Annotated in this window: 16 protein-coding genes; 5 read left to right on the forward strand and 11 right to left on the reverse strand. The window is 68.8% G+C overall.

Translation table 11 applies throughout. The features are described from left to right. Positions 1 to 118: 118 nt before the first annotated feature. On the reverse strand, positions 119 to 1,573 hold the full coding sequence (locus IT306_03955; GenBank protein MCC7367550.1) for a hypothetical protein: 1,455 nt from the start codon (positions 1,571 to 1,573) through the stop codon (positions 119 to 121). A 268-nt stretch (positions 1,574 to 1,841) separates the two neighbouring features. Beyond that, complete coding sequence (locus IT306_03960; GenBank protein MCC7367551.1) at positions 1,842 to 3,251, reverse strand: extracellular solute-binding protein; 1,410 nt, start codon at positions 3,249 to 3,251, stop codon at positions 1,842 to 1,844. Positions 3,252 to 3,525: 274 nt separating this feature from the next. Between IT306_03960 and IT306_03965 the strand changes: the two genes are divergently transcribed. Next, complete coding sequence (locus tag IT306_03965; GenBank protein MCC7367552.1) at positions 3,526 to 5,865, forward strand: xanthine dehydrogenase family protein molybdopterin-binding subunit; 2,340 nt, start codon at positions 3,526 to 3,528, stop codon at positions 5,863 to 5,865. Positions 5,866 to 5,901: 36 nt separating this feature from the next. Here IT306_03965 and IT306_03970 read toward each other — a convergent pair whose 3' ends face one another. The 8 genes from IT306_03970 to IT306_04005 all read right to left on the reverse strand — a co-directional run bounded on the left by IT306_03970 (position 5,902) and on the right by IT306_04005 (position 14,824). Beyond that, entirely contained in the window at positions 5,902 to 7,221 is a 1,320-nt protein-coding gene (locus IT306_03970; GenBank protein ID MCC7367553.1) for a nucleotide sugar dehydrogenase, read from the reverse strand. 28 nt (positions 7,222 to 7,249) lie between these two features. Beyond that, positions 7,250 to 8,206, reverse strand: a complete 957-nt coding sequence (locus tag IT306_03975; GenBank protein ID MCC7367554.1) for a Gfo/Idh/MocA family oxidoreductase — start codon at positions 8,204 to 8,206, stop codon at positions 7,250 to 7,252. A 47-nt stretch (positions 8,207 to 8,253) separates the two neighbouring features. Further along, the gene (locus IT306_03980) at positions 8,254 to 9,813 is read right to left on the reverse strand and encodes an adenylyltransferase/cytidyltransferase family protein (protein ID MCC7367555.1); all 1,560 of its coding nucleotides are present in this window, start codon (positions 9,811 to 9,813) and stop codon (positions 8,254 to 8,256) included. Continuing rightward, complete coding sequence (locus tag IT306_03985; GenBank protein ID MCC7367556.1) at positions 9,798 to 10,790, reverse strand: SDR family oxidoreductase; 993 nt, start codon at positions 10,788 to 10,790, stop codon at positions 9,798 to 9,800. The genes IT306_03980 and IT306_03985 overlap by 16 nt, the downstream gene beginning before the upstream one ends. Positions 10,791 to 10,891: 101 nt before the next feature. Next, a complete protein-coding gene (locus IT306_03990) occupies positions 10,892 to 11,911 on the reverse strand; it encodes an SDR family oxidoreductase (GenBank protein MCC7367557.1) in 1,020 nt (339 codons plus the stop codon). 85 nt (positions 11,912 to 11,996) lie between these two features. Beyond that, entirely contained in the window at positions 11,997 to 13,031 is a 1,035-nt protein-coding gene (locus tag IT306_03995; GenBank protein ID MCC7367558.1) for an alpha-ketoacid dehydrogenase subunit beta, read from the reverse strand. A 14-nt stretch (positions 13,032 to 13,045) separates the two neighbouring features. After that, positions 13,046 to 13,978 (reverse strand): thiamine pyrophosphate-dependent dehydrogenase E1 component subunit alpha, encoded by a 933-nt coding sequence (locus IT306_04000; GenBank protein ID MCC7367559.1) that lies wholly within the window; start codon positions 13,976 to 13,978, stop codon positions 13,046 to 13,048. 387 nt (positions 13,979 to 14,365) lie between these two features. Beyond that, positions 14,366 to 14,824, reverse strand: coding sequence for a hypothetical protein (locus tag IT306_04005; protein MCC7367560.1), 459 nt, complete (start codon positions 14,822 to 14,824; stop codon positions 14,366 to 14,368). A 96-nt stretch (positions 14,825 to 14,920) separates the two neighbouring features. On the opposite strand from IT306_04005, the gene IT306_04010 reads away from it, so the two are divergent. Continuing rightward, positions 14,921 to 15,721 carry a hypothetical protein gene (locus IT306_04010; GenBank protein ID MCC7367561.1) on the forward strand — a complete coding sequence of 267 codons (801 nt, stop codon included), beginning with the start codon at positions 14,921 to 14,923 and terminating at the stop codon, positions 15,719 to 15,721. Positions 15,722 to 16,053: 332 nt separating this feature from the next. Here the strand turns inward: IT306_04010 and IT306_04015 are convergent, their stop codons facing one another. Beyond that, positions 16,054 to 16,608, reverse strand: coding sequence for a DUF1707 domain-containing protein (locus IT306_04015; protein ID MCC7367562.1), 555 nt, complete (start codon positions 16,606 to 16,608; stop codon positions 16,054 to 16,056). A gap of 72 nt (positions 16,609 to 16,680) precedes the next feature. Here IT306_04015 and IT306_04020 point away from each other — a divergent pair, with 72 nt between their 5' ends. The 3 genes from IT306_04020 (at position 16,681) to mfd (ending at position 21,793) form a co-directional block, all read left to right on the forward strand. Then, on the forward strand, positions 16,681 to 17,544 hold the full coding sequence (locus IT306_04020; protein ID MCC7367563.1) for a TetR/AcrR family transcriptional regulator: 864 nt from the start codon (positions 16,681 to 16,683) through the stop codon (positions 17,542 to 17,544). Between the two features lie 212 nt (positions 17,545 to 17,756). Then, entirely contained in the window at positions 17,757 to 18,326 is a 570-nt protein-coding gene (locus IT306_04025; GenBank protein MCC7367564.1) for an aminoacyl-tRNA hydrolase, read from the forward strand. Positions 18,327 to 19,012: 686 nt separating this feature from the next. Continuing rightward, on the forward strand, positions 19,013 to 21,793 hold the full coding sequence (gene mfd / locus IT306_04030) for a transcription-repair coupling factor (protein ID MCC7367565.1): 2,781 nt from the start codon (positions 19,013 to 19,015) through the stop codon (positions 21,791 to 21,793). The last annotated feature ends 10 nt before the right edge of the window (positions 21,794 to 21,803 follow it).

Below are 21,803 nucleotides of genomic sequence, written 5' to 3' on the forward strand. Positions count from 1 at the left end.
GCCCACGGCCCACGGCCCACGGCCCACGGCCCACGGCCCACGGCCCACGGCCCACGGCCCACGGCCCACGGCCCACGGCCCACGGCCCACGGCCCACGGCCCACGGCCCACGGCCTGCTCAGGGGCGGCCGGCGCCGCTCCCGAGCGTCGTGTAGCCAGACCCGCCCGGCAGGTACGCCGTCCGCTCCACCACCACGTTCTGGTCAGCCGAGAAGCGCGCCGCGAACACCCCTTCGCCAACGGTGTCGTTGGCGCGCACGGCCAGCCGCTGGCCGGCCGGCAGGGTCAGGGTCTGCTCGCGCGTGCCGGCCCCCTCCACGTAGTAGGTGCCCCGAACCTGGGTGTCGCGCTCACTCAGGTTGAACAGCACGAAATACTGCTGAATCTGGCTCGTCGTGTTGCCCTCGGCGAAGTACCAGTCGCGCGCGTCCTTGCTCGCCGTCCGAACGGTGTGCCCCAGCGCGCCGTAGACCCCGTCGCCGCTGGAGAGGTAGGCCCGCTCGGCGACAATCGGCCGGTCCGCCAGGATGGTCGTGGCGAAGTCGGCGGCCGGCACGATGTCGCGCGGATCCACCGCCACGCGACTCTGTGCCGGCGCCTGCACGGTGTGCTCGCGGACGCCGCCCGGCTCCAGGCGGAAGATCAGCCGCACGGTGGTCGGCTGCTGCCCTGGATTGAACAGCACAAAGTTGGTCGAATACGGCGCGCGCGTGCTGCCCTCCGCGAACTCCCAGGTCCGGAGGCCCGGCTCGGCGCTGCTCCCGAGGTAGCCCAGACCGCCGTAGATACCGGTCGCGTTGCGGGCCATCGCGAAGTTGTCGTCGGTCTGGCCGTTCGTCTGGACGTTCGGCCCCTTGTCCTCGCGTGAGCGGCGAGCCGTCGGCGGACGCTCACCCTCGGTCATGATGGTGCGCTCAACGACGATGTCCTGGTCCGCCGTGAAGCTGGCGCTGAACGCGGCATCCGGCAGCAGGTCGTTCACCCGGAAGGCGTCACGGGCGCGGGGCGCGAGCCAGAACTGCCGCTGGGCCGGCTTGCCATCGTCGCGCATGAAGGCGGCGGTCACCACGGCCGGCAGGTCGGTCAGGTTCTGGGTCACGAAGTAGGTGGTGGCCCTGCCGCGCGTGGTCCCCTCCGCGAAGTACCAGCGCTGGCCGCCGTCCGGCGCAAACCCGACCGTCGTCTCGCCGTTCTGGCCCGGCCCCCAGATGGTGGTCCGCTCCACCACGATATCCTGGTCTGCCAGGAACGTCGCGCCGAACGCCCGCGCCCCGACGATGTCGTTGGCGTTCAGGCTCAGCCGGGCACGTGGCTCGATCCCGATCCACTGGGTGAGCCGAATGCCATCGTCGCGGCTGTACAGGGCCGTGACGGCGGCCGGCTCGTCGGCAAGGTTTCGGAGGGTGAAGTAGGTCTCGAAGCCGTTGCGGCTGTTCCCCTCCGCGAAGTACCAGGCCCGCAGCGGGTTGACCGGCGCTCCGGGCGCTTCAGCGGGCTCGGCCAGGGCCGGGGGCGGGGACACGGCAGGCAGCGCGAGGGTCAGGAGGAGCAGCAGGGAGATGGTGGCGCGCATGGCAGCGCCCACACCCCGCGGCGTTGGAAAGGCGGCGCGGCGGCCTCCTGCGCGTTCGGACCAGGGGATCATCAAGGCACATCCAGTGCGCGGGAGCGAGCCGCGCGGCGTCTCGCACACGCCCACGGACGGCGGGGCGCTCGGCGACTATACGGCTGGATGTGGATCCGGTGCGGGGATTTAGCTACGGCGCGCCACGCACACGCGACTACACGATCGGTTCTGGGGGCGGTGGCCACCCCCAGAACCCGAAGCCCAGAACCCAGGACTACGATTTGAGGTACGTCGCCAATTGCTCGCCGGCCGCCTTCGTGGCCTGCGCCGCCGTCTGCTGCCCGGACAGGATCGCCGTCGACATGTCGACGATGGCCGTCTGGATGGCCGTCCAGTGCGGCGTCTGCGGGCGGGCCTTCGAGCCTTCCAGCGCCTTGGTCAGGTCTGGCGCCCACGGGTACTTCTTCACGAAGTCGGCACTCTTGAGCACCTCGGTGGCCGCCGAGTGGCCACCGCCAGCGTTCGTGAACGGCAGGCTGCCGGCCGGGCCGGTCTGCCACTTCATGTACTCCCAGGCCGCTTCGATGTTCTTGCTCGACTTCGGGATGCCCAGCACCCAGACGCCGCTCATGGCGTTCGGGATGCTCGTCCAGCCCACCTTGTCGGCAATCTTCGACTTGGCCGGGTCGATGGCGTTCGGGCCAGCCGACGCCCAGTAGAGGATCGTCGCGACCTTGCCCTGGTAAAAGGAGTCAAGCTGCTCGGCGCCGCCGTAGGCCAGCGAGCCCTGTGGAGCCACCTTCAGGATGCGCTGGTAGGTCTCGAACGCCTTGAGGCCGGCCGGGCTGTCGAACCCGAACTTCCCGTCTGGCGTGATGACCTCGCCGCCCTCCTTCCAGAGCAGCGTGATCGCCGCGACCATCGTCTGGGCTTCCTTCTTGGCCGAGATGGAGATGCCCGAGACGTCGTTGGCCGGATCGTGCAGCTTCTCGGCCGCCGCGATCAGGTCGTCCAGGTTAGTCGGCGGCTTCAGGCCCTTGGCGTCCAGCAGATCCTTGCGGTACCAGACCATCTGGACGTTCGGATCCAGCGGGAACGCCACCTTCGCGTTCTTGTAGGTGCCGGCGCCCAGGGCCTTCGCCACGAACATGCCGGTATCGAACTTGTCCTTCGTGGCCAGCTCGTCCAGCGGCTGCAGGTACGGCGAGAGTCCCGCCACCCACGGCTCGTCGATCATCGCGATGTCGTAGTCGGTGCTGCCGCCAGCCAGCGACACCGTCAGTTTGTCGACAAGGTTCTCCAGCGGCAGCTTGTCAAGCTGCACCTTGATGCCCGACGCCTGCTCGAAGGCCGGGATCGACTTCTCGAGCGCATCGCCCTTGAAGTTTGCCAGCGCACCGAACTTGATGGTCTTGCCGGCCTGCGCCTTGGAGACGGCCGGGGCCTGCGCGCCAGCGGGCGCGGCAGCAGCCGGTGCGGCGGCAGTGGTGGCAGCCGGCTGCGCGGCCGGGGCTGCCGGCTTGGACTCTGCCGGCTTGGACTCTGCTGGCTTCGACTCGGCCGGCTTGGCCGGGGCAGCCGGCTGGGCGCCGCCGCAGGCCGCCAGCAGCGCGCCGGCTGCCGACAGGGACATCACTTGCAGAACCTGGCGGCGGCTCACCCGCCTCGACAACTGATCAGACATCGCTCGCTCCCTCGCGGTACACGTCCGGAGCCCCGTCCTCGAAGGCTCGCAGCGGGACTGACGCACCCGTGCCGGTCAGCGCCAAAGACGGCTGCTGGCTCCCTCTGGCGACGGGCGCAAATCGATTAGAATGCTACCGAACTCAATTCTGGCTGTCAATGGCTCGGCGGCCTTCCCGGCGATGCGTTGCCCCGGCCCCGGCCGGATTGCAGCCGCACGCCGTTCGCGCGCTCCGCCGCCGCTGTGCTGCCAGCATCCGTGTGCGAGGATCACGATGACGACCACCACGGCGCCGTTGCCGAAGCTCCTCGGGCAGCCCGTGCGCCGCCGCGAGGACGCCCGCCTGCTGACCGGAACCGCCACCTACGTCGACGATCTCCAGCTGCCGGGCATGCTCTACCTGCACGTCGTCCGCAGCCCGTATGCCCACGCGCGCATCCTGTCCATCGACCCCGCCGCAGCCCTGGCCCAGCCCGACGTGGTAGCCGTGTACACCGCTGCAGACTTCGCCGATGCCGTCAAGGCCCCGCTCCCGCTGGAGATCAGCCTCGACCCGTTCGACAACGTCCACGTCATGGAACGCGGGCCGCTCGCCACGGACCGGGCGCGCTACGTGGGCGACCCGGTCGCCATCGTGGTCGCCGGGACGCGCTACGGCGCGCGTGACGCCGCCGACCTCGTCGCCGTAGACTACGAACCGCTGCCCGTGGTGGTCGATCCCGAGCGCGCCATGGACCCCGACGCCCCCCTGTTGTACGACGCGTGGGGCACAAACGTCGGGCTGACCCAGAGCCTCGCCTGTGGGGATCCCGACGGCGCGTTCGCCGCCGCTCCCCGCGCCGTCCGTTTCCGGATCCACAACCAGCGCGTCCTGCCGGCCGCCATGGAGTGTCGAGGCTGTCTCGCAGACTGGCGCCCGGCCCGGCCCGGCGACGAGGGCGAGCTGACGATCTGGTCATCCACCCAGATTCCGCACGGCCTGCGTACCCGCCTCGCCGTGATCCTGGACCTGCCCGAGAACAAGATCCGCGCGATTGCGCCAGAGGTCGGCGGCGGGTTCGGCAACAAGGTAGACATCGCACCCGAGGAAGTCGCGGCGTCCATCGTCGCGATGCGGCTGGGCCGGCCCGTCAAATGGTCGGAGACACGCTCCGAGAACTTCCTGGCAGCGGCGCACGCCCGCGACCAGATCGACGTTGTTGAGGCGGCCGTCGAGCCGAACGGCAAGGTGACCGCGCTCAGCGTCACCGCCATCTGCGACCTGGGCGGCTACTACCAGTACGTCAACCCGGTCATGGGCATGCTGACCGGCATGATGCTGCCCGGCACCTACGATATCCCCAACTGCCGCTACGAGCTACGCAGCGTCATGACCAACAAGACGCCCGTCGGGGCGTACCGGGGAGCCGGCCGCCCCGAAGCGACGTTCCTGCTCGAATGCCTGATGGACCGCGTCGCCCACGAGCTGGGGCTGGACCCGGCCGAGGTCCGGCGCGTCAACTTCGTCCCGAAGGATCGCTTCCCCCACAAGACGCCGTTTGGCGCGGACTACGACTCCGGCGATTATGAGCTGGCGTTGAACGCGGCGCTCGACGCCGCCGGCTACGCCAGGCTTCGGGAGGAGCAGGCGCAGGCCCGCGCCGGGGGCCGGCTGGTCGGGATCGGGCTGGCGGCCTACGTCGAGGTCTGTGGCCCCGGTCCCTGGGAGAGCGCCACCGCCCGCGTCGAGCCGACCGGGACCGTCACGATCTACACCGGCCTCTCGCCGCACGGGCAGGGCACCGCCACGTCGCTGGCGCAGATCGTCGGCGACACGCTCGGCGTGCCCATCGACCGGATCGTGGTCGAGCACGGCGACACGGCGAAGACCGCCACCGGCGTCGGCACGTTCGGCAGCCGTGGCGCGGCGGTCGGCGGCGGCGCGATGGCGATCACGGCCGGCCACCTCCGCGAGAAGGTGCTGAGGATCGCCGCCCACCTGCTGGAGGCGTCGGCCGAGGACATCGAGCTGCAGGACGGCCTGTGGACGGTCGCCGGCACCGACCGCGCGCGCACGCTGCGGGAGATCGCCCAGGCGGCCTACGGGGGGAACGTCCCGGCCGGCGACGAGCCGGGCCTGGAGTCCACCCGCTTCTTCAAGCCGACCGGCTCGGTCTACCCGTTCGGCGTCCACATCGCCGTGGTCGAGATCGACCGTGAGACGGGCCGGGTGGACTGGCAGCGCTTCCTGGCCGTGGACGACGTCGGCAACGTCATCAACCCGCTGCTGCTCGACGGCCAGCGCCACGGTGGCATCGTGCAGGGGTACGGGCAGGCGTTCTGCGAGCGCGTCGCCTACGACGATGAGGGGCAACTGATCACCGGCACGATGGGCGACTACGCCATGCCCACCGCCCACGGGCTGCCCCCGTTCGAACTGCACCGCACGGTGACGCTGACAGACCGCAATCCGCTCGGCGTGAAGGGGGTCGGCGAGGCCGGCACCATCGGCTCGACGCCGACCCTCCGGAGCGCCGTGCTGGACGCGCTGCTGCCGCTGGGCATCCGGGACTTCGACATGCCCGCAACATCGGGCCGGGTCTGGCAGGCGATCCAGGCCGCCGGGAAGAAGTAGCGCGATCGCCTGCACCCGTTGCGGGGTGCGGGCGATCTACCGGCCCATCACGACGTACTCGATGCCGGCCATCTCGGCGCGGCGCTTCTGGAGCACCCCGACCGTATCGATCACCAGCGGACGGCGCATCCGCGTCCGGATCGCGTCGAGGTCCGCCTGCCCGAACGTGTCCCAGTCCGCCATGATCGCCAGGCAGTCGGCGTCGTCGAGGGCGGCATCGCGCGACTTCACCACCATCAGCGGCGTGCTGATGCCGTTCGCGCGGACCTCGTCCAGCCCGACGGCCGGGTCCCAGGCCTTGAGCGTCAGGCGCGGATCGATCTCCGCGAGCAGCCGCAACGCCGGCGAGTTCTTGGTGGATTTCGTGTCCTTCTTGTAGGTCAGGCCCCAGATCGCCACCGTGCCGGTCGCGCCGCCTCGGGCCAGCAGCCGCTCGGTCAGCTTGCGGTGCACCCAGTCGAAGCGCGAGTTGTTCGCCGCCTGGAGGGCGTCCAGGTACAACGTCTCGACATCGTGCGTCGCGCCAAGCTGCCGGAGCGTCACCAGATCCCGTTCGAGGTTGCCGCCGGCCACCCCGAGGCTCGGACGGATGTACGCCGACTGCCCGATCCGCCTGTCGAGCCGCAGGGCCGGCACCATCTCGGACCAGTCCGCACCGACCGCCTCGCAGAGGTCGGCCAGCGCGTTGGCGTACGTCACCGCGCCGATCAGGTAGATGTTGATGGCCGTCTTCGTCAGCTCGGCGCTCTCGAAGCCCATCTTGACGATGGGACAGCCGAACTGCTCCAACCCGGCCTGCAACTGTGGCGGCAGCGGCGCCGACGGATCCTCCGCCGACACGATCAGCCGCTCCGGCTGCATCGCCCGCTCGACGGCCCACCCGAACGCCAGCGTCTCCACCCAGTAGTAGTTCTTGACGCGCAGATCGGGCCGCTGGGCGCGGATCTGCTCGCCGAGCTTGCGGTTGAAGCCGGGCGGCACCTGGCACATCACCACCAGCGCCGAGTCTTGCCGCAGATGGGGGATCGCCATGTCGATCAGCCGCTGCACCGCGCCGATGTCGCTGCGATTCTGCTCGTCCGTGGGGATGTCGCGCGCCACGATGACCAGCGGGCATTCGGCCAGCCGCGAGAAATCGTCGGTGTAGGTGACGTACGGGCGCGCCTTCTCCAGGAGCTCCGGCAGCCCCGGCTCCAGCACTATCGGGTCGCCGGACCGGAGCCGCTCGACGGCCTGCCGGTCGGCGTCCACGGCGATGACCGGCTGCCCGAACGAGGCCCAGGCCGTCCCATACACGATCCCCAGGTGCGACAGGCCGATCACCCCGGTGGGCGGCGGCGTACTGGCTGCTGACATGGATGTTCCTTCCGGGGAGTGAGGGTCCCTATCTCAACCTGCCAAGAGCAGCTTCCAGGCTCCGCAGCGTCTTCGCGATCCACCAGTCGGTCGCCAGATCGGTAGTGGCGCCGCCGGCCGCGCACAGCCGCTCGAAGTACTCGACCTCAAGCTCCCAGGTCACATCAACGCCCTGGTCCGTTTGCCGCGTCTCCTCCGGCCGACCGCTCGGGAAGACCCGCTTCCGCACGATCAGCTCGCTGCCGCCCCATTTTCGCAGGCCCAGGCAGTGGATCGAGCCATCGTGGCCGTACAGCTCGAAGGCGAAGTTGTTCCGCCAGGAGTGGTACATCATCTCCAGCACGAACCGGCCGTCCGACGACATGATGATCGCCCGGTCTGGGGCGACCGTCTCGATGCTCAGCGCGGAGACCAGCTGCATACCCAGGCCGCCCTCGCCGCCGGCCGTGCCAGCCCCCGGCCTGACCTCGGCGATACCCGTGAACGCCATCAGATCGAGCAGGTGGCAGCTCAGGTCCTGGATCGCGCCGAGGCCCTGGTCCCGCCAGGTGCCGGCGACGTGCTTGACGGTCCCGTTCCCATAGAACAGCCGCCCGTGGTAGACCTCGCCGATCGCCCCGGCGTCCATCTGCTCCTTGAACGCGACCAGCATCGGCTCGAAGCGATGGTTGTACGCGGTGTACAGGGCCACGCCGTGCCCGTGCGCCAGCGACTCCAGCCGAGCCACCGTCTCCGCATCTGGCAGCGGCAGCGGCTTCTCGACCAGGACGTGCTTGCCGTGCTCCAGCAAGTAGGTGACCAGGTCGATTTTGTCGTCGTCAGGGATCGCCAGCACCGCCGCGTCAAACGCGTTGAGCGGCGCATCCTTCACCGAGCGATAGTCGGCAATCGGGTTGAACGGGTCAGCCGTCGCAACGCACCGCGCGCCAAGCAGCGCCGTGCGCCGCTGCCCGATGTTGCCCAGGCCGGCAACGAGGTACCGCAATCGACACCGTCCTTCTTGCAGGCCCTCGCGAGCCGGGGCGGGAGGCCCTACGCGTGCGTGAACGCCGCCCGCCGCTCCAGCGCCGAGATCTTCTCGTCCACCTCGTGCGGGGTGACTGGCGTGTTCCCCTGCCGCTCGCAGACCACCGCCGCGCCAATCGCGCCGAGGATCGACGCGATCACGATGTTGTTGGTGCGGGCAATCGCCATCGACGCGTAGGAGAGCAGCGCGTCGCCGGCCCCGATGGGGTCTTCGAGGTGCTCCACGAAGTTGTCGATGGTGAAGAACTCGCGCGGCTGCGGCCCGGGACTGCGGTAGGAGATCAGCCCGCGCTCGCCCAGCTTGAGGATCAGGTAGCGCGACTGCGAGCGCCGGAACAGCTCCATCGCCAGCGGCCGGACCACCGAGTCCTGGTCTCCAAGGGCGAAGCGCGCCTCGCGCTCGTTCGGAGTGATCAGGTCGAAGCCCACAAAGTCGAGGATGTTGCCCCAGCGATTCGACACCTGGCTGTCGGCAGCCTTGAGCACCCCTTCAGGGATCGCCGCCGTCAGCTCGCCGATGGTCTGGCGGTTGAAGATGCCGTGGCGGAAGTCGCTGAAGATGACGAGGTCGCTGTCGGCCTCCCGAATCGACTTCGTCAGCGACTCCATCGCGCGCGGCCCGACGCTCCGGTTGTCCACCCGGTCCACCTGGAGCATCTTGTAGCCGTCGGTCAGGAAACGCTCCTTGTGGGTTGTGGGGCGGGTCGGGTCGATGTAGGCGTGGACCTTGATGCCGGCCCGGTCCAGATCGTCCAGCACGAACTGGCGCAGCTCGTCGTTCCCGAGGACCGTCGTGAAGGTCACGTCGGCCCCGGCCGTCTTCATGTGGCGCGCCACGACCGCCGCGCCGCCCGCGAACCGCTCGCTCTGATCCAGCTTGACGCTGAACGTCGGCGACTTGGCCGTCGCCCCGAGCAACGAGCAGTACGAGTAGGTGTCCACGATGGTGTCGCCGATGACGTGCACCTTCAGGCCGGTCAGACCGTGCAGCGTGTTCCGCAGGTCGTCGAAGCCGATGCCCTCGGAGTCCATCAGCGCCAGCAGCTTCTCGATGCCCAGGTTCGGCGGCGACGACTCGATCAGCGCCGACGACGAGTAGACCACGTCGCCCGGCGTGAACACCATCTCGCCGCCGTACTCGGCCAGGGTGTCGAGCTCTTCCTGCGTCTTCGGCGGGACGCCGTTCGCGAAGTACTCGTACCCCTTGGCGAAGTAGTCAGGCTGGAGGAAGCGCATCTGCTCGATGGGCGTCGGGTTCGGATCGACGATGACGAAGTCGACCATCTCCAGGGCCGCGAGGTTCGCCGCGCGCAGCTCCTGCGGCACATACGGCCGGTGGTTCGCCTTCATGATGTGCACGTCCGCCGTCACGCTCGCGATCAGGAGATCAGCCTTCTCCTTCGCGTACATCAGGTGACGAAGATGCCCCGGATGCACGATGTCGAACGTGCCATGGCACATGATGACGGACTTCTTGCGAGGGCGCGGGCCGATTGCCTCGCGCAGCTCCTGCAGGTTCTTGATCTTGTGTCCGTACTGCGTCTTGAGCTTCAGCGCGTCAGGAATTTGAACCACGTCTCCGTCGCCTTCTCGATTGAGTCTGGGGTCCAGACCGGGGCATCCTTCCAATCGTCAATGTGCCGCAGCATGTTCGCCACGCCGTCCTCGAACGAGACGACGGGCTTCCAGCCGAGCACCCGCTGAATCTTCGAAATGTCTGCCCACGTGCAATCGGGCTCACCGGGCCGCTTCGGGATGTACGTGATCTCCCCGCCGATCAACTCTACCAGCCGGTTGACGGCCTGGGGGTTTCCCGCACCGAGGTTGAACACCTCGCCGGTCACATCTGATTCTGCCGCCAGCAGGAACGCCCGGGCGACGTCCGTGACGTACACGAAGTCGCGCGTCTGCGTGCCGTCGCCCACCACCGTGAACGGTTTGCCGTCGAGCTTCTGCGCCAGGAAGACGCCGAAGACCGCGCCGTAGACGCCGGTGGTGCGGACGCGCGGCCCGTACACATTGAACATCCGGATCGAGGCCACCGGCAAGCCGTAGACTTTGCCCCAGTGGAACACCGCTTCCTCGCCGGCCCACTTGCTGAAGGCGTACGGGTACTCCGGCTGGATGGTGGCCGATTCAGGTGTCGGCACGACCGGGTTGGCCCCGTAGCACGACGACGAGGCGGCGTACACGAACTTCTTGACCTGATGGTGCCGAGCCGCTTCGAGGACGCTCAGCGTGCCGGTGATGTTCGCGTGAGTGTACTCTAGCGGGTGCTCGATAGACGGGACGATGTCCCCGAGGCCGCCGAAGTGGAAGACGTAGTCGACGCCCGCGAAGATCGGCGAGTCAGCGGGCAGCGTCGCCATGTCAATCTGGTGGATCTCGAGCCGAGGCTCATCTTTATGGTGGGCCAGCTTCCGGAGGTCGCCCCGACTCAGGTTGTCGATCACGGCGACGTGGAAGCCGCGCTCGATCAGCAGATCCACCATGTGGCTGCCGATGAACCCGGCCCCACCGGTGACAATTGCGCGCTGGGTCACTGTCGCTCCCTGGCGAGTTGTCGGTGATCAGCCTTCAGGTATCAGAGGGGAATCTCCAGATGCGGCCTACCTCTGACAACTGAAAGCTGACAACTCGCAACTTACTTCAGGCCTGCCGCCTGGACCGTCTTCACGTTGATGTACTTCGTGTCGGCCAGGGCGTCCATCGGGATGCGGCCGTCCTTGAACGCCTGGCACAGCCCGACCACCGCATCGTCGATGGTCCGCTTCGGCTCCCAGCCCAGCTTGTTCTTGATCTTGGCGGAGGAGACGTGATAGCTGCGGAGATCGTTGCTCGGCGTCGTCGTGATCGAGATCTCGCCGAGGTCCGGCATCTCGCGCATGACCGTGCTCCGCACGATCTCGGCCAGCTGCGCGACGGTGTGGTTCTCATACGCCGCGTTGAAGGTCTCGCCGCTGATCTGCTCCTTCGGGCGGGTCAGCAGGTCGATGTACAGCTCGGCGATGTCGTCAACGTGGATGTTCGGGCGCTTCTGGCTGCCGCCGAAGACCGTCACTTCCTTCGTCGTCACGGCCTTGGCGGTCAGGATGTTGACCGTCAGATCCAGCCGCAGGCGCGGCGAGTAGCCGCAGACCGTCGCCGGGCGGATGATCACCGGCGTGAAGTCGTCCGACTGGTACTTGAGCACGTGCGGCTCGCTGAGCCCCTTGTACTTGTTGTAGTCGGTCAGGGGGATCAGCGGATGATCCTCCGTCACCTCGGGGGCCTCGCTGACGCCGTACACGCTGGAGGTCGAGGCGTAGACGTAGCGGCTCGCACCGAACTCACGGGCGAAGGCCACGGTCGGCTCGATGGCGTCGAAGTTGATCGACTTGCTCAGCTCAGGGTCGAGCTCGAAGCTCGGATCGTTCGAGATACAGGCGAGCTGAATCACGGCGTCCATGTTCTTGTTCGCCGCCGCCAGCACGTCCTTGTCGCGCATGTCGCCCTTGATGACGTCCAGCTTCGGGTGCCGCGGGAGCACGTCCTCGCCGAAGAGCATCAGGTCCAGCACGCGAACGGCGTACCCCTGGTCGAGCAGCTTGGGTACCAGAACAGCGCCGACGTAGCCGGCCCCGCCGATCACCAGGATGTTCTGCATGGTCACTCCATCAGTCATCAGTCGTCAGTGATCAGTCGTCAGAGATTGCCCGTCAGCAGCGTCCACCTCTGAGAACTGACGACTGATAACCGACAACTCGTCCTTAGTATGGTCCCGCGAACGCTTCCTGGACATCCCGCACGTGCGAGGTGACCTGGACCTCCTGACGCAGCACGCCGAGGCAGGCCTGGGCAATCGACATCGGGGTGGGGTGGAAGGCGTCCTCCAGTGGCTTGGAGACCGGGGCCGGCGAGTCCGGCAGCGTCACGCGGCGGACGGGCGCTTGCAGGTCCGCAAAGCCCTTCTCCGAAGCCACCGCCGCAACCTCGGCCGCGAAGCCGTAGGTCGCCCAACTGGTGTCCGCCACCACAAGGTGCCGCGTCTTGGCGATCGACTTGAGGATGATCTCCTCGTCCAGCGGGCGGATGCTGCGCGGGTCGATGACCTCCGCGCTGATGCCGTGCTGCTCGGAGAGGATCGCGGCGGCCCGCAGCGCCTCGTACGCCATCAGCGACGCCCCGACGATGGTCACGTCCGTGCCCTCGCGGATGATCCGTCCCTTGCCGAACGGGATCGCGACGGGCTCCTCCGGAACCTCGTCCTCCAGCCCGTACACCGCCCGGCTCTCCAGGATCACCACCGGCACATCGCCGGTCAGCGCCGTCACCATCAGGCCCTTGATGTCGGAGGGGAAGGCCGGCGTGGCAACGTACAGGCCCGGGAAGTGCGCGAACAGCGCGTGCGTGCTCTGGGAGTGGGTCGCGCCCTGGCCCCAGCCACGCCCCACGACGGCCCGCGTGACGACCGGCACGCTGGTGCCATTCTGGTACATGTACTTCCACTTGGCCGCCAGGTTGATCAGCATGTCTGTGGACAGGAACATGAAGTCGTTGCGGGGGTGGACGATCAACGGGCGCTTCCCGACGGCCGCCGCGCCGATAGTGATGCCGGCGAAGGCGTTCTCACAGTTTGGGATGTCGAAGACCCGATCCGGAAACAGCTCGTTCGCTTCCTCGGTCGTGCCGAAGATGCCGCCCGGGTCCTTCACGCCGATGCCGGCCACGAAGACGTTCGGGTCGTTCTTCATGCACTGAACGGTGGCTTCGCTGATCGCCTGGTTGTACTTCAGTGTTCGCATCGTGCAGTGCTCTCCTAGTACGCGCCGACGAGCAGCTGATCGACCGTTGGGAACGGGCTCGCCTTGGCCTGGACGACCACGTCCTCAACCTCGCGCACCATCGCCGCCGTCCACTCGTCAACCTCGGCCTGGGTGCAGATGCCGTCCGCGATCATCTTCCGGGTCGCCTTCAGGACCGGGTCCAGCGCCTTGCCCGCCTCGACGGTCTCCTTCGAGCGGAAGAGGTAGTTCTTCATCTCGTCGGTCTCGTAGCCGACGTGGACGCGGGTGCGATAGTACGGCGCTTCGATGAAGTATGGCCCCTTGCCCGCACGCAGGTGCGCCACGGCCCGCAGCGCGGCCTTGTGCACCGCGAACACATCGCTGCCGTCCACGTGCTCCGAGGCGATGTTGTAGCCGGCCGCCCACTTCCAGATCTGGTGGCCCCTGGGCTGGCGCACCGAGAGGGGCGTGTTCGTCGAGAGGCCGTTGTTGGCGCACACGAAGAGCACCGGCACGTTCATGACCGAGGCGAAATTCAGCGACTCGTGCATGATGCCTTCTTCGGTGACGCCGTCCCCGAAGAAGGTCACTGCCACCCGGTCGGAGCCGTCCATCTTGAAGGCCCAGGCCGCACCCACCCCGGCCGCGATCATCTCGCCGAGAATCGCGGACGAGGCGATCATCCCGACCGACGGGTCGTTCAGGTGGACGGAGCCGCCACGGCCCTTGCAGCAGCCGTCAACGCGGCCATACAGCTCGGCAAACATCCCCAGCAGGCTGCCGCCCTTCGCCAGGTACTCCGCATGGCAGCGGTGGCCGCTGAAGGCCGCATCCGTCTGCTCCAGCGCCTGACACACGCCGACCGAGATCGCTTCCTGACCGATCGAGAAGTGCGTTGGCGTCCGCATCTCCTGCTCGGGGTAGTAGCGGCCAACCGTCTCTTCCGCCACTCTGATGCGGATCATCTCCCGCAGCAGCGTCTTCGCATCTCTCGCGGTCATACGTCCTCACATGTTCCTGGTACCGCTGGAGCGCCCGTCCGGCCTCGGCGGCCACATGACCGTTCAGGGGGTCCGATAAGCGGGCGGGAGTATATCCGAATGCCTCACACCCGAGGCCGTCTGCACCGCTTGACTGCACGATCGTGCGCGCCGCGGGCACGCTATTCTGTCACGTCTTGCTCGGAAGTCATGCCTGCGTCATCTGCCCGCCGGCAGCCTGTGTGCCCCGTCAACCTGTGTGCCCCGTCAAGGCCAGCAGCCTCAGCGTCCGCGGCCACAAGAACAGCGGCCACAAGCACTGTGCTTCTCTCTCACGTAACGGAGCCAGGGGACGGGCCAGGCCCGGCACGCTCAGGCGAACGGATTCCAGCCGAGGCGAATGCCGGCCTGGATCGCCGCGCTGGCGCCGCAGGCCAGGCCATGCTCGCTGCAGCCCTGCGTCGCCTCGACCTCGTGCATGACGCTCTCGGTGTACGGCTCCCACGGGTGGTGCTCCACCAGCACCGTGCGGACGCTCGGCCGCTCCAGAAACTCGTACTGCGAGCGCGGCGGGTACACGATCCAGCTCTCACGGCGGTCCGCCACGAAGAGGATCAGCTCGTTGTCGGTGCGCCGGCGGACCTCGAACCGGCGCGGCGGCTCCGTCTTCTGGGCCGCCTTCGCCAGGCGCGCCGTGTGCTCGGCAAGCTCTTCGCGGCTCCCGACCGGCGACGCCGCGATCTTCCCGTCACGGCGCACGCGCACCAGCTCGCCATCCGGCGGCACGTCGCGCTCGGAGCGCAGCATCCGGCCGCGCTGCTCCTCAGACACAGATCACCCCCGCGTGGACGCTACGAGATTGTACGTGGCAGTGTGCAAGCGGGGCGGCTACAGTGGTCGCATCGGGGTTGGGGGGGTGAGGGCGCCGTGCGCGAGCGATTCGACGATTTCATGCGGCTGGCCGAGCACGGGCGGGCGCTGCGGTCGCTGGCCAGCGATCCTGCCCCGAGCCTGCGCCTGCTGGCTGGCCCCCCGCCTGCGCCCGGCGAGCGCCTGGGCCTGCTGGCCGGCTCGTTCAACCCGCCGACGCTCGCTCACACATCGCTCGCCGAGGCCGGGCTGGCGAGCGGCGCACTCGACCGCGTCTGGTTCTCGCTGAGCACGCGCACCGTGGACAAGGAGGTCGTCAGCGGCGCGCTGTTGGAGGACCGCCTGCTGCTGCTCGACCTGCTGGTGGACGAGAACGCGCGCCTGGGAACGGTGGGCCTGAATCGCGGGCTGTACGTGGATCAAGCCCGCATCCTGCGCGCCGCCTATCCAGACATCGGCGCGCTGGTCTTCCTGGTCGGCCACGACAAGATCGTGCAGATCTTCGATCCGCGCTACTACGACGACCGCGACGCCGCCCTGGCAGCGCTCTTCGAGTTGTCCACGTTCATGGTCGCGCCGCGCGGCGACGGCGAGGGGCCAGCCCTGGCCGCCCTGCTGGATCAGCCGGAGAATCGCCGGTTCGCGCACGCCGTCCAGCCACTCGATCTCCCGCCGGCGCTCAGGGACGTCGCGTCGAGCAGCGTGCGGACAGACCTGGCTGACGGCAGCCTGCCGTCCGGAATGCATGAGCGCGTGCCGCCCGTCGTGGCGCGGTTCATCGCGGCCACCGGCGTCTACGCCGACGAGGATCGCTACCGCCAGCGCGCCGCCCGGATCGAGCAGGCTACGCCCGAGTGAGACCTTCGGAACGGTCGCCCAGACATCCGTGTCATCCTGAACGGACCGAGCTTGCAAGGGGCGTGAAGGACCTCACCCGCTGACCGTCAACGCTCGCGTCAGCGGGTGAGGTCCTTCGCAAGCTCAGGACGACAGGTGCATCGCTGTAGCATGCCGCCCTCGACTCCCCCTGTCATCCCGACCGACGCGAGGAACGAGCGGAGTGGGATCTTCTGTTGACGGTCAGCGGGTGAGGTCCTTCGCAAGCTCAGGACGACAAGCGCAAGCTCAGGACGACAAGCGCAAGCTCAGGGCGACAAGCGCAAGCTCAGGACGACAAGGCATCGTGTGCGCTACGCCGTCGGCAGCGCTGGCGCATCCTTTCGGGCGCCCAGGCCGTGCGCTGCCAGCCCGATCCCCCACCCGAGCGCCGGCCAGATCGGCCAGAAGTAGCCGCCCGGCGACGTGAGCGCCCAGATCACCACCAGCAGCCCGATCACCAGCACGTAGGAGGTCAGGTGCGCGCGGAACGGCCTCTCGCCGCGCGCCGTGCACCGGCCAGCCCGCGCCAGCTTGCGAGCCTCCCGACGCCCCGCCCGCGACGAGGGCGCAGGCGTTGACGTAGAGGAGGTGGGCGGCAGCGGAGCCAGTGGCGGCAGATCGGCCTGCACGGCGTCGAGGTCGGCCAGGGTCACCGCCGCCAGTGCCCGCTCCACCCGGGCCTCAAGCTCCGTCGTGTCCAGCCGACCGGCCACGTAGTGCGCCTGCAAGCTGTCCACCACCCGCTGCCGATCCTCGTTGCTGGCGCGGTAGGTGCGCGTCGACGGCCGCGGCGTCGGTGACGACGTGGACTGGGTGAGCGACGTCGGGCGAAGGACCGTCGTGTTCGAAGAGTCGTGCTGCATCATGCTGTCGCTCCGGAGGCCGCGAACGGCGATATACTTACACGCGTTCACAATCATAAGCTAACAGGTGTTAGGATGTCTGTCAAGCGGCCGGCACTTTCTGGCGCGGCGGATGCATCTGATTCCACGACCGCTCCCGATGCGCCGCCCACCGCCCGGCGAAGCCGCAATCCCCACGGGCAGGGCGCTCGCCTGCGCGAGGAGCTGATCGCGGCGGCCGACCGCATCCTGGCCGAGACCGGCGACCTTGAGGCGATGTCGCTGCGGGGCGTCGCGCGGGCGGCCGGCGTCGCCGCTCCCTCGATCTACCTGCACTTCCCGGACAAGTACGCGTTGCTCCACGCCGTGCTGGGCCGCCGCTTCGCCCAGCTTGGGGCCGCTGTCCGCGAGGCCGCCATGCAGCCAGACGCACCCGCCGAGATGCTCCGCGCCGGCTGCCTCGCCTACTGCCGCTTCGCCACCGAGCACCCGAACGCCTACCGCGTCCTCTTCGGCCGCCGGCCAGCCGCGCCCTCCCCGGCAGTCCTGAACAGCGGCTTCGGAACGCCCCCCACCCCCCAACCCCCTTCCCCGCCCCCGCGTGCGGCAGAGGGGGAACAGGGAGACGAGGCTCTCTCTAGGGAGCGAGCAGACTCGGTTCCGCCGATCCCGGTCGGTGCGGAGGCGTTCGGCTTCCTCGCCGAGGGCATCGCCGCCTGCATCGACGCCGGGGCCGCCCCGCCGTCAGATCCGTTCCGCGCGGCCATCGGCGTCTGGACAGCCCTGCACGGGATCGTTGCGCTGCGCGGCTCGGTCGGCGCGTTCCCCTGGCCGCCCCTCGACGAGCAGGTGGACGACGTGCTGCGCGGACTGGTCGGCCTCGAACTGCGCGGCACGCCTCACAGTCGCGTGACAGCCGCGCCCGCCCAACGCGCCCAACCCGAGGAACCGGCCGAATAGTCGGTATACTTCTCCTGTCAAGCGACGACGCAGGGGGTGGTCCCATCGACCAGCCCTTGTTTTGCATGCCCGCTACCTTCGGAACGCCCGTGTGTGCGTCCCCCGGGGATGAGATGTCGACGTTTCAACGCTGGCTCGACCAACTGCGGGGCCGCACCACCGGCCCGCTCGATCCTGCGCTGTCTGCCGAGAAGGAAGAGTCTGAAGACGGTATGGGACCGAGCACGCTGATCGTCGGGCTGGGCAATCCCGGGCTGGAGTACTCCGCGACGCGCCACAACGTCGGGTTTCTCTGCCTGGACCGGCTGGCCACCAAACACCGCCTCCGCTTCACGGGCAAGAAGGGCAAGAGCCTGCTGGCGCGCGGCGCGATCAACAGCCACGACGTGGCCCTCGCCAAGCCGCAGACCTACATGAACCTCTCCGGCGAGGCCGCCCGCGAGCTGCTTCGCATCTACAAGCTGCCCGTCACCTCCCTCCTGGTGGTCTACGACGACGTTGACCTGCCGGTCGGGACCGTCCGGCTCCGCGAGCGCGGCGGCCCGGGCACCCACAATGGCATGCGCTCGCTGGTGGACGAGCTGGACTCGACGGACTTCGCCCGGCTGCGTATCGGCGTCGGCGCCCCAACCGATGGCCAGCGTCTTGCGGACTACGTGTTAGGTCTCCCCTCCCCCGAAGAGCGGACCGAGCTCGATGCGGCCATCGATCGAGCCGTCGAGGCCATCGAGATCGTCGCGCGGCGGGGAATCGGTGCAGCCATGAACCAGTGCAACAAGTGAGCGTCCAGACGAAGCCGCCCGCCGCCGGGGCAGCCCCATCCCCCAGCCCCCTTTCCGGCGCGGAACGGGGAAGTAGTGGTCTGGCGAGTCTCGCCGCGCTGCTGCCGGCCGTCCAGCGCCAGCCGGCCTTCGCCGAGGCCGCCCGGGCGATCCTGGCCGCCGCGCCGACCTCCGACCCGATCCGCCTCTCGCTGGCCGATCCGGCCAAACCGTACACCGTCGCCGCCCTCCACGAGGCGCTGGGTCGCACGGTCGTGCTGCTCACCGCCCGGCCGGGCAACGCCCGCCAGTCGTGGGACGATCTCCTGGTCTGGGCGCGCCAGCCGGCCGACGTGCTCCACTTCCCGGCCCCGGACGCCCTCCCCTACGAGAAGCTGACCGAAGACCCGACGATGGTCGCCCGGCGGGTGGACGTGCTGGCGCGCCTGGCGGACACCGTCCAGGGCGGCCGGCCGCCGCTGGTGGTGGCCTGCCTGCGCGCCGTCATGGATCAGCTTGACCCGCCGGCCCACTTCCGCGCCGCGTCGCGCACGCTGAAGGTGGGCGACCGCGTCGGGATGAGCGCCCTGCTGGCCTCCTGGGTCGAGGCCGGCTACGAGCCAGGGCCACTCGTCGATGGCCCCGGGCAGGTCAGCCGGCGCGGCGGCATCCTGGATGTCTACCCGCCGTCCGGGCCGCCCTGCCGCATCGAGCTGTTCGGCGACGAGATCGAGTCGATCCGCATCTTCGACGTGGAGACGCAGCGGTCCTCCGAGCGGATCAGGGAGCTACGCGTCACCCCGGCCCGCGAGCGACCGTCCGGCGCGCCGGGCGGCCAGACCGCCACCTTCTTCGACCATCTCCCCGAGGACGCCGTCATCCTGGTGGACGAGGCGTACCAGTTGGAGATGATCTCCCGCGATCTGGAGGCCCAGGCCGAAGAGGTCCGGATGCGGCTGCAATCGCTTGGGGAGCTGTCGGACGAGGTCGAGAAAGCCTACCTGACCTGGCCGGAGCTGCGCTCGTCGCTGAACACGGTGACGCCGCGCGCGGTGGTCGACCTGACCCACGATGCCAACCGCGAGCTGCTCCAGTTCGGGCATCCTCCCGCCTTTGCCGGCCGCCTCAAAGCGTTCCTCGACCGCGTGGCCCGCCCGGCGATGCGCGGCGGCGAGTCGATCGTCGTCGTCTCGCAGCAGACGGCCCGCCTGCGGGAGCTGCTGGCCGAGCGGAATGTCGAGGTCGCGGCGACCATGCGCCTGCCCGCCGAGTGGGAGCGTCCGCTGGCGGCCGGCGAGCATGGCCGGCTGGCGCTGATCCACGGCTCGCTGCCGGAGGGCTGGCGCTCGGAAGACCTGGGCATCGCCGTCTACACGGATGGCGAGCTGTTCGGCTGGCGCAAGGTCCGCCGTCCTGTCCGGCAGACGCGCACCGCCGCCCGCGACGCCTTCCTCAGCGATCTTCAGCCCGGCGAGCTGGTGGTGCACGTCGATCACGGCATCGGCAAGTTCCGGGGACTCTACCGCACCGGCGGCTCAGACGCGCCGAACGGTGCGACGAACTCGGTCCGCGAGTTCCTGCTGATCGAGTACGACGGCGCAGACCGCCTGTACGTCCCCAGCGAGCAGGCCGACCGTGTCACTCGCTATGTCGGCGGCGGCGACGACGCGCCCAGCCTGACGCGCCTCGGCACCCAGGAGTGGAGCCGTGCCAAGGCCCGCGCCCGCCGCGCCGTCCGCGACATCGCCAAGGATCTGGTGGAGCTGTACGCGGCCCGCAAGCTGGCGCAGGGGCACGCCTTCGCCCCGGACTCGGTCTGGCAGAACGAGCTGGAGGACAGCTTCCCCTACGCCGAGACGCCGGACCAGTTGACGGCCATCACCGAGGTCAAGGGCGACATGGAGCAGGCCATTCCGATGGACCGACTGCTGGTCGGGGATGTCGGCTACGGCAAGACCGAGGTCGCCCTGCGCGCTGCCTTCAAGGCGGTCATGGACGGCAAGCAGGTGGCCGTCCTCGTCCCCACGACGGTGCTCGCCCAGCAGCACTTCACCACATTCAAGGAGCGCTTCGGGGCGTTCCCCGTCAAAGTCGAGGTGCTCTCCCGCTTCCGCTCCCCAAAGGAGCAGCAGGCAGTCGTCGAGGCGTGCAGCATGGGCGGCGTGGACGTGGTGATCGGCACCCATCGGCTGGTCTCGAAGGACGTGCGCTTCAAGGATCTCGGGCTCTTGATCGTGGACGAGGAGCAGCGCTTCGGCGTGGCGCACAAGGAGCGGCTGAAGCAGCTTCGCAAGGAGGTGGACGTCCTGACGCTGACGGCCACCCCGATCCCACGCACCCTTCACATGTCGCTGGCGGGCGTCCGCGACATGAGCGTCATGGAGACGCCGCCCGAGGAGCGCCTGCCGATCCGCACCTACGTGGCCGAGTACGACGACGGCCTGGTGCGTGAGGCGATCCTCCGCGAGCTGGACCGGGGCGGTCAGGTCTACTACGTGCACAACCGCGTCCAGAGCATCGAGATCGTGCAGCGACGCCTGCGTGAGCTGGTGCCGGAGGCTCGCTTCATCGTCGGGCACGGCCAGATGCACGAGGATCAGCTCGAAAAGGTGATGCTCGCCTTCTCAGAGGGCAAGGCCGACGTGCTGCTCTGCACCACCATCATCGAGTCTGGCCTGGACATCTCGAACGCCAACACGATCATCATCGACAACGCCCATCGGCTCGGGCTGGCGCAGCTCTATCAGCTGCGGGGGCGGGTCGGGCGCGGCCCGGTCCGCGCCTACGCCTACTTCCTGTACGCTCGCGACACCCAGCTCAACGAGCAGGCCGAGGCGCGTCTTCGCACCATCTACGAGGCGACCGAGCTTGGCGCCGGCTTCCGCATCGCCATGAAAGACCTGGAGATCCGTGGGGCCGGCAACCTGCTGGGGGCGGAGCAGTCAGGCCAGATCGCGGCGGTCGGGTTCGACCTGTACACCCGCCTGCTCGGGGAGGCCGTGGACCTGATGAGCGCCGCCCAGACCGGCGCTCCGCCGCCGCTGCACGACGCCGCGGGTCCGGACCGGCGGCCGTCGCTCGACCTGCCGCTCGACGCCTTCCTGCCGGCCGACTACGTGTCTGACGAAGCGGCCCGCTTGAACCTCTACCAGCGGTTCGCGACGGCCACCAGCGGCGAGCAGGTCGGCGGGCTGATCGGCGAGCTGGAGGACCGCTTCGGGCCGCTGCCGGCCCAGGCCCAGAACCTCGTCTATCAGGTGGGGCTGCGCCTGGAGGCCCAGCGGGCAGGCGTCAGCCAGATCACCGCCACCGAGAATGAGATCGTGGTCAAGCTGCACGGCCGGCCGCCCGCCGACGTCAGCCGGCTCAGCCGGGAGATTGGCATGACGCTGCGGGCCGGCTCGAATCAGCTACGGCTGGCGCGCGGCAAGGGCGAAGCGTGGCTGGTGACGCTCCAGCGGCTCATCGACCTGCTGCCGGCCGTCTGAAGCGACCTCA

The sequence above is a fragment of the Chloroflexota bacterium genome, from assembly GCA_020850535.1.
Lineage (GTDB): Bacteria > Chloroflexota > UBA6077 > UBA6077 > JACCZL01 > JADZEM01.

Excerpts from the sequence above, each read along its gene's own strand:
- IT306_03990 (MCC7367557.1), bottom strand. The coding sequence starts at position 11,911 with ATGACTGATGGAGTGACCATGCAGAACATCCTGGTGATCGGCGGGGCC.
- IT306_03965 (MCC7367552.1), top strand. The coding sequence starts at position 3,526 with ATGACGACCACCACGGCGCCGTTGCCGAAGCTCCTCGGGCAGCCCGTG.
- IT306_04020 (MCC7367563.1), top strand. The coding sequence starts at position 16,681 with ATGTCTGTCAAGCGGCCGGCACTTTCTGGCGCGGCGGATGCATCTGAT.
- IT306_04000 (MCC7367559.1), bottom strand. The coding sequence starts at position 13,978 with ATGATCCGCATCAGAGTGGCGGAAGAGACGGTTGGCCGCTACTACCCC.
- IT306_04015 (MCC7367562.1), bottom strand. The coding sequence starts at position 16,608 with ATGATGCAGCACGACTCTTCGAACACGACGGTCCTTCGCCCGACGTCG.
- IT306_03960 (MCC7367551.1), bottom strand. The coding sequence starts at position 3,251 with ATGTCTGATCAGTTGTCGAGGCGGGTGAGCCGCCGCCAGGTTCTGCAA.
- IT306_03955 (MCC7367550.1), bottom strand. The coding sequence starts at position 1,573 with ATGCGCGCCACCATCTCCCTGCTGCTCCTCCTGACCCTCGCGCTGCCT.
- IT306_03995 (MCC7367558.1), bottom strand. The coding sequence starts at position 13,031 with ATGCGAACACTGAAGTACAACCAGGCGATCAGCGAAGCCACCGTTCAG.
- IT306_04025 (MCC7367564.1), top strand. The coding sequence starts at position 17,757 with ATGGGACCGAGCACGCTGATCGTCGGGCTGGGCAATCCCGGGCTGGAG.
- IT306_03970 (MCC7367553.1), bottom strand. The coding sequence starts at position 7,221 with ATGTCAGCAGCCAGTACGCCGCCGCCCACCGGGGTGATCGGCCTGTCG.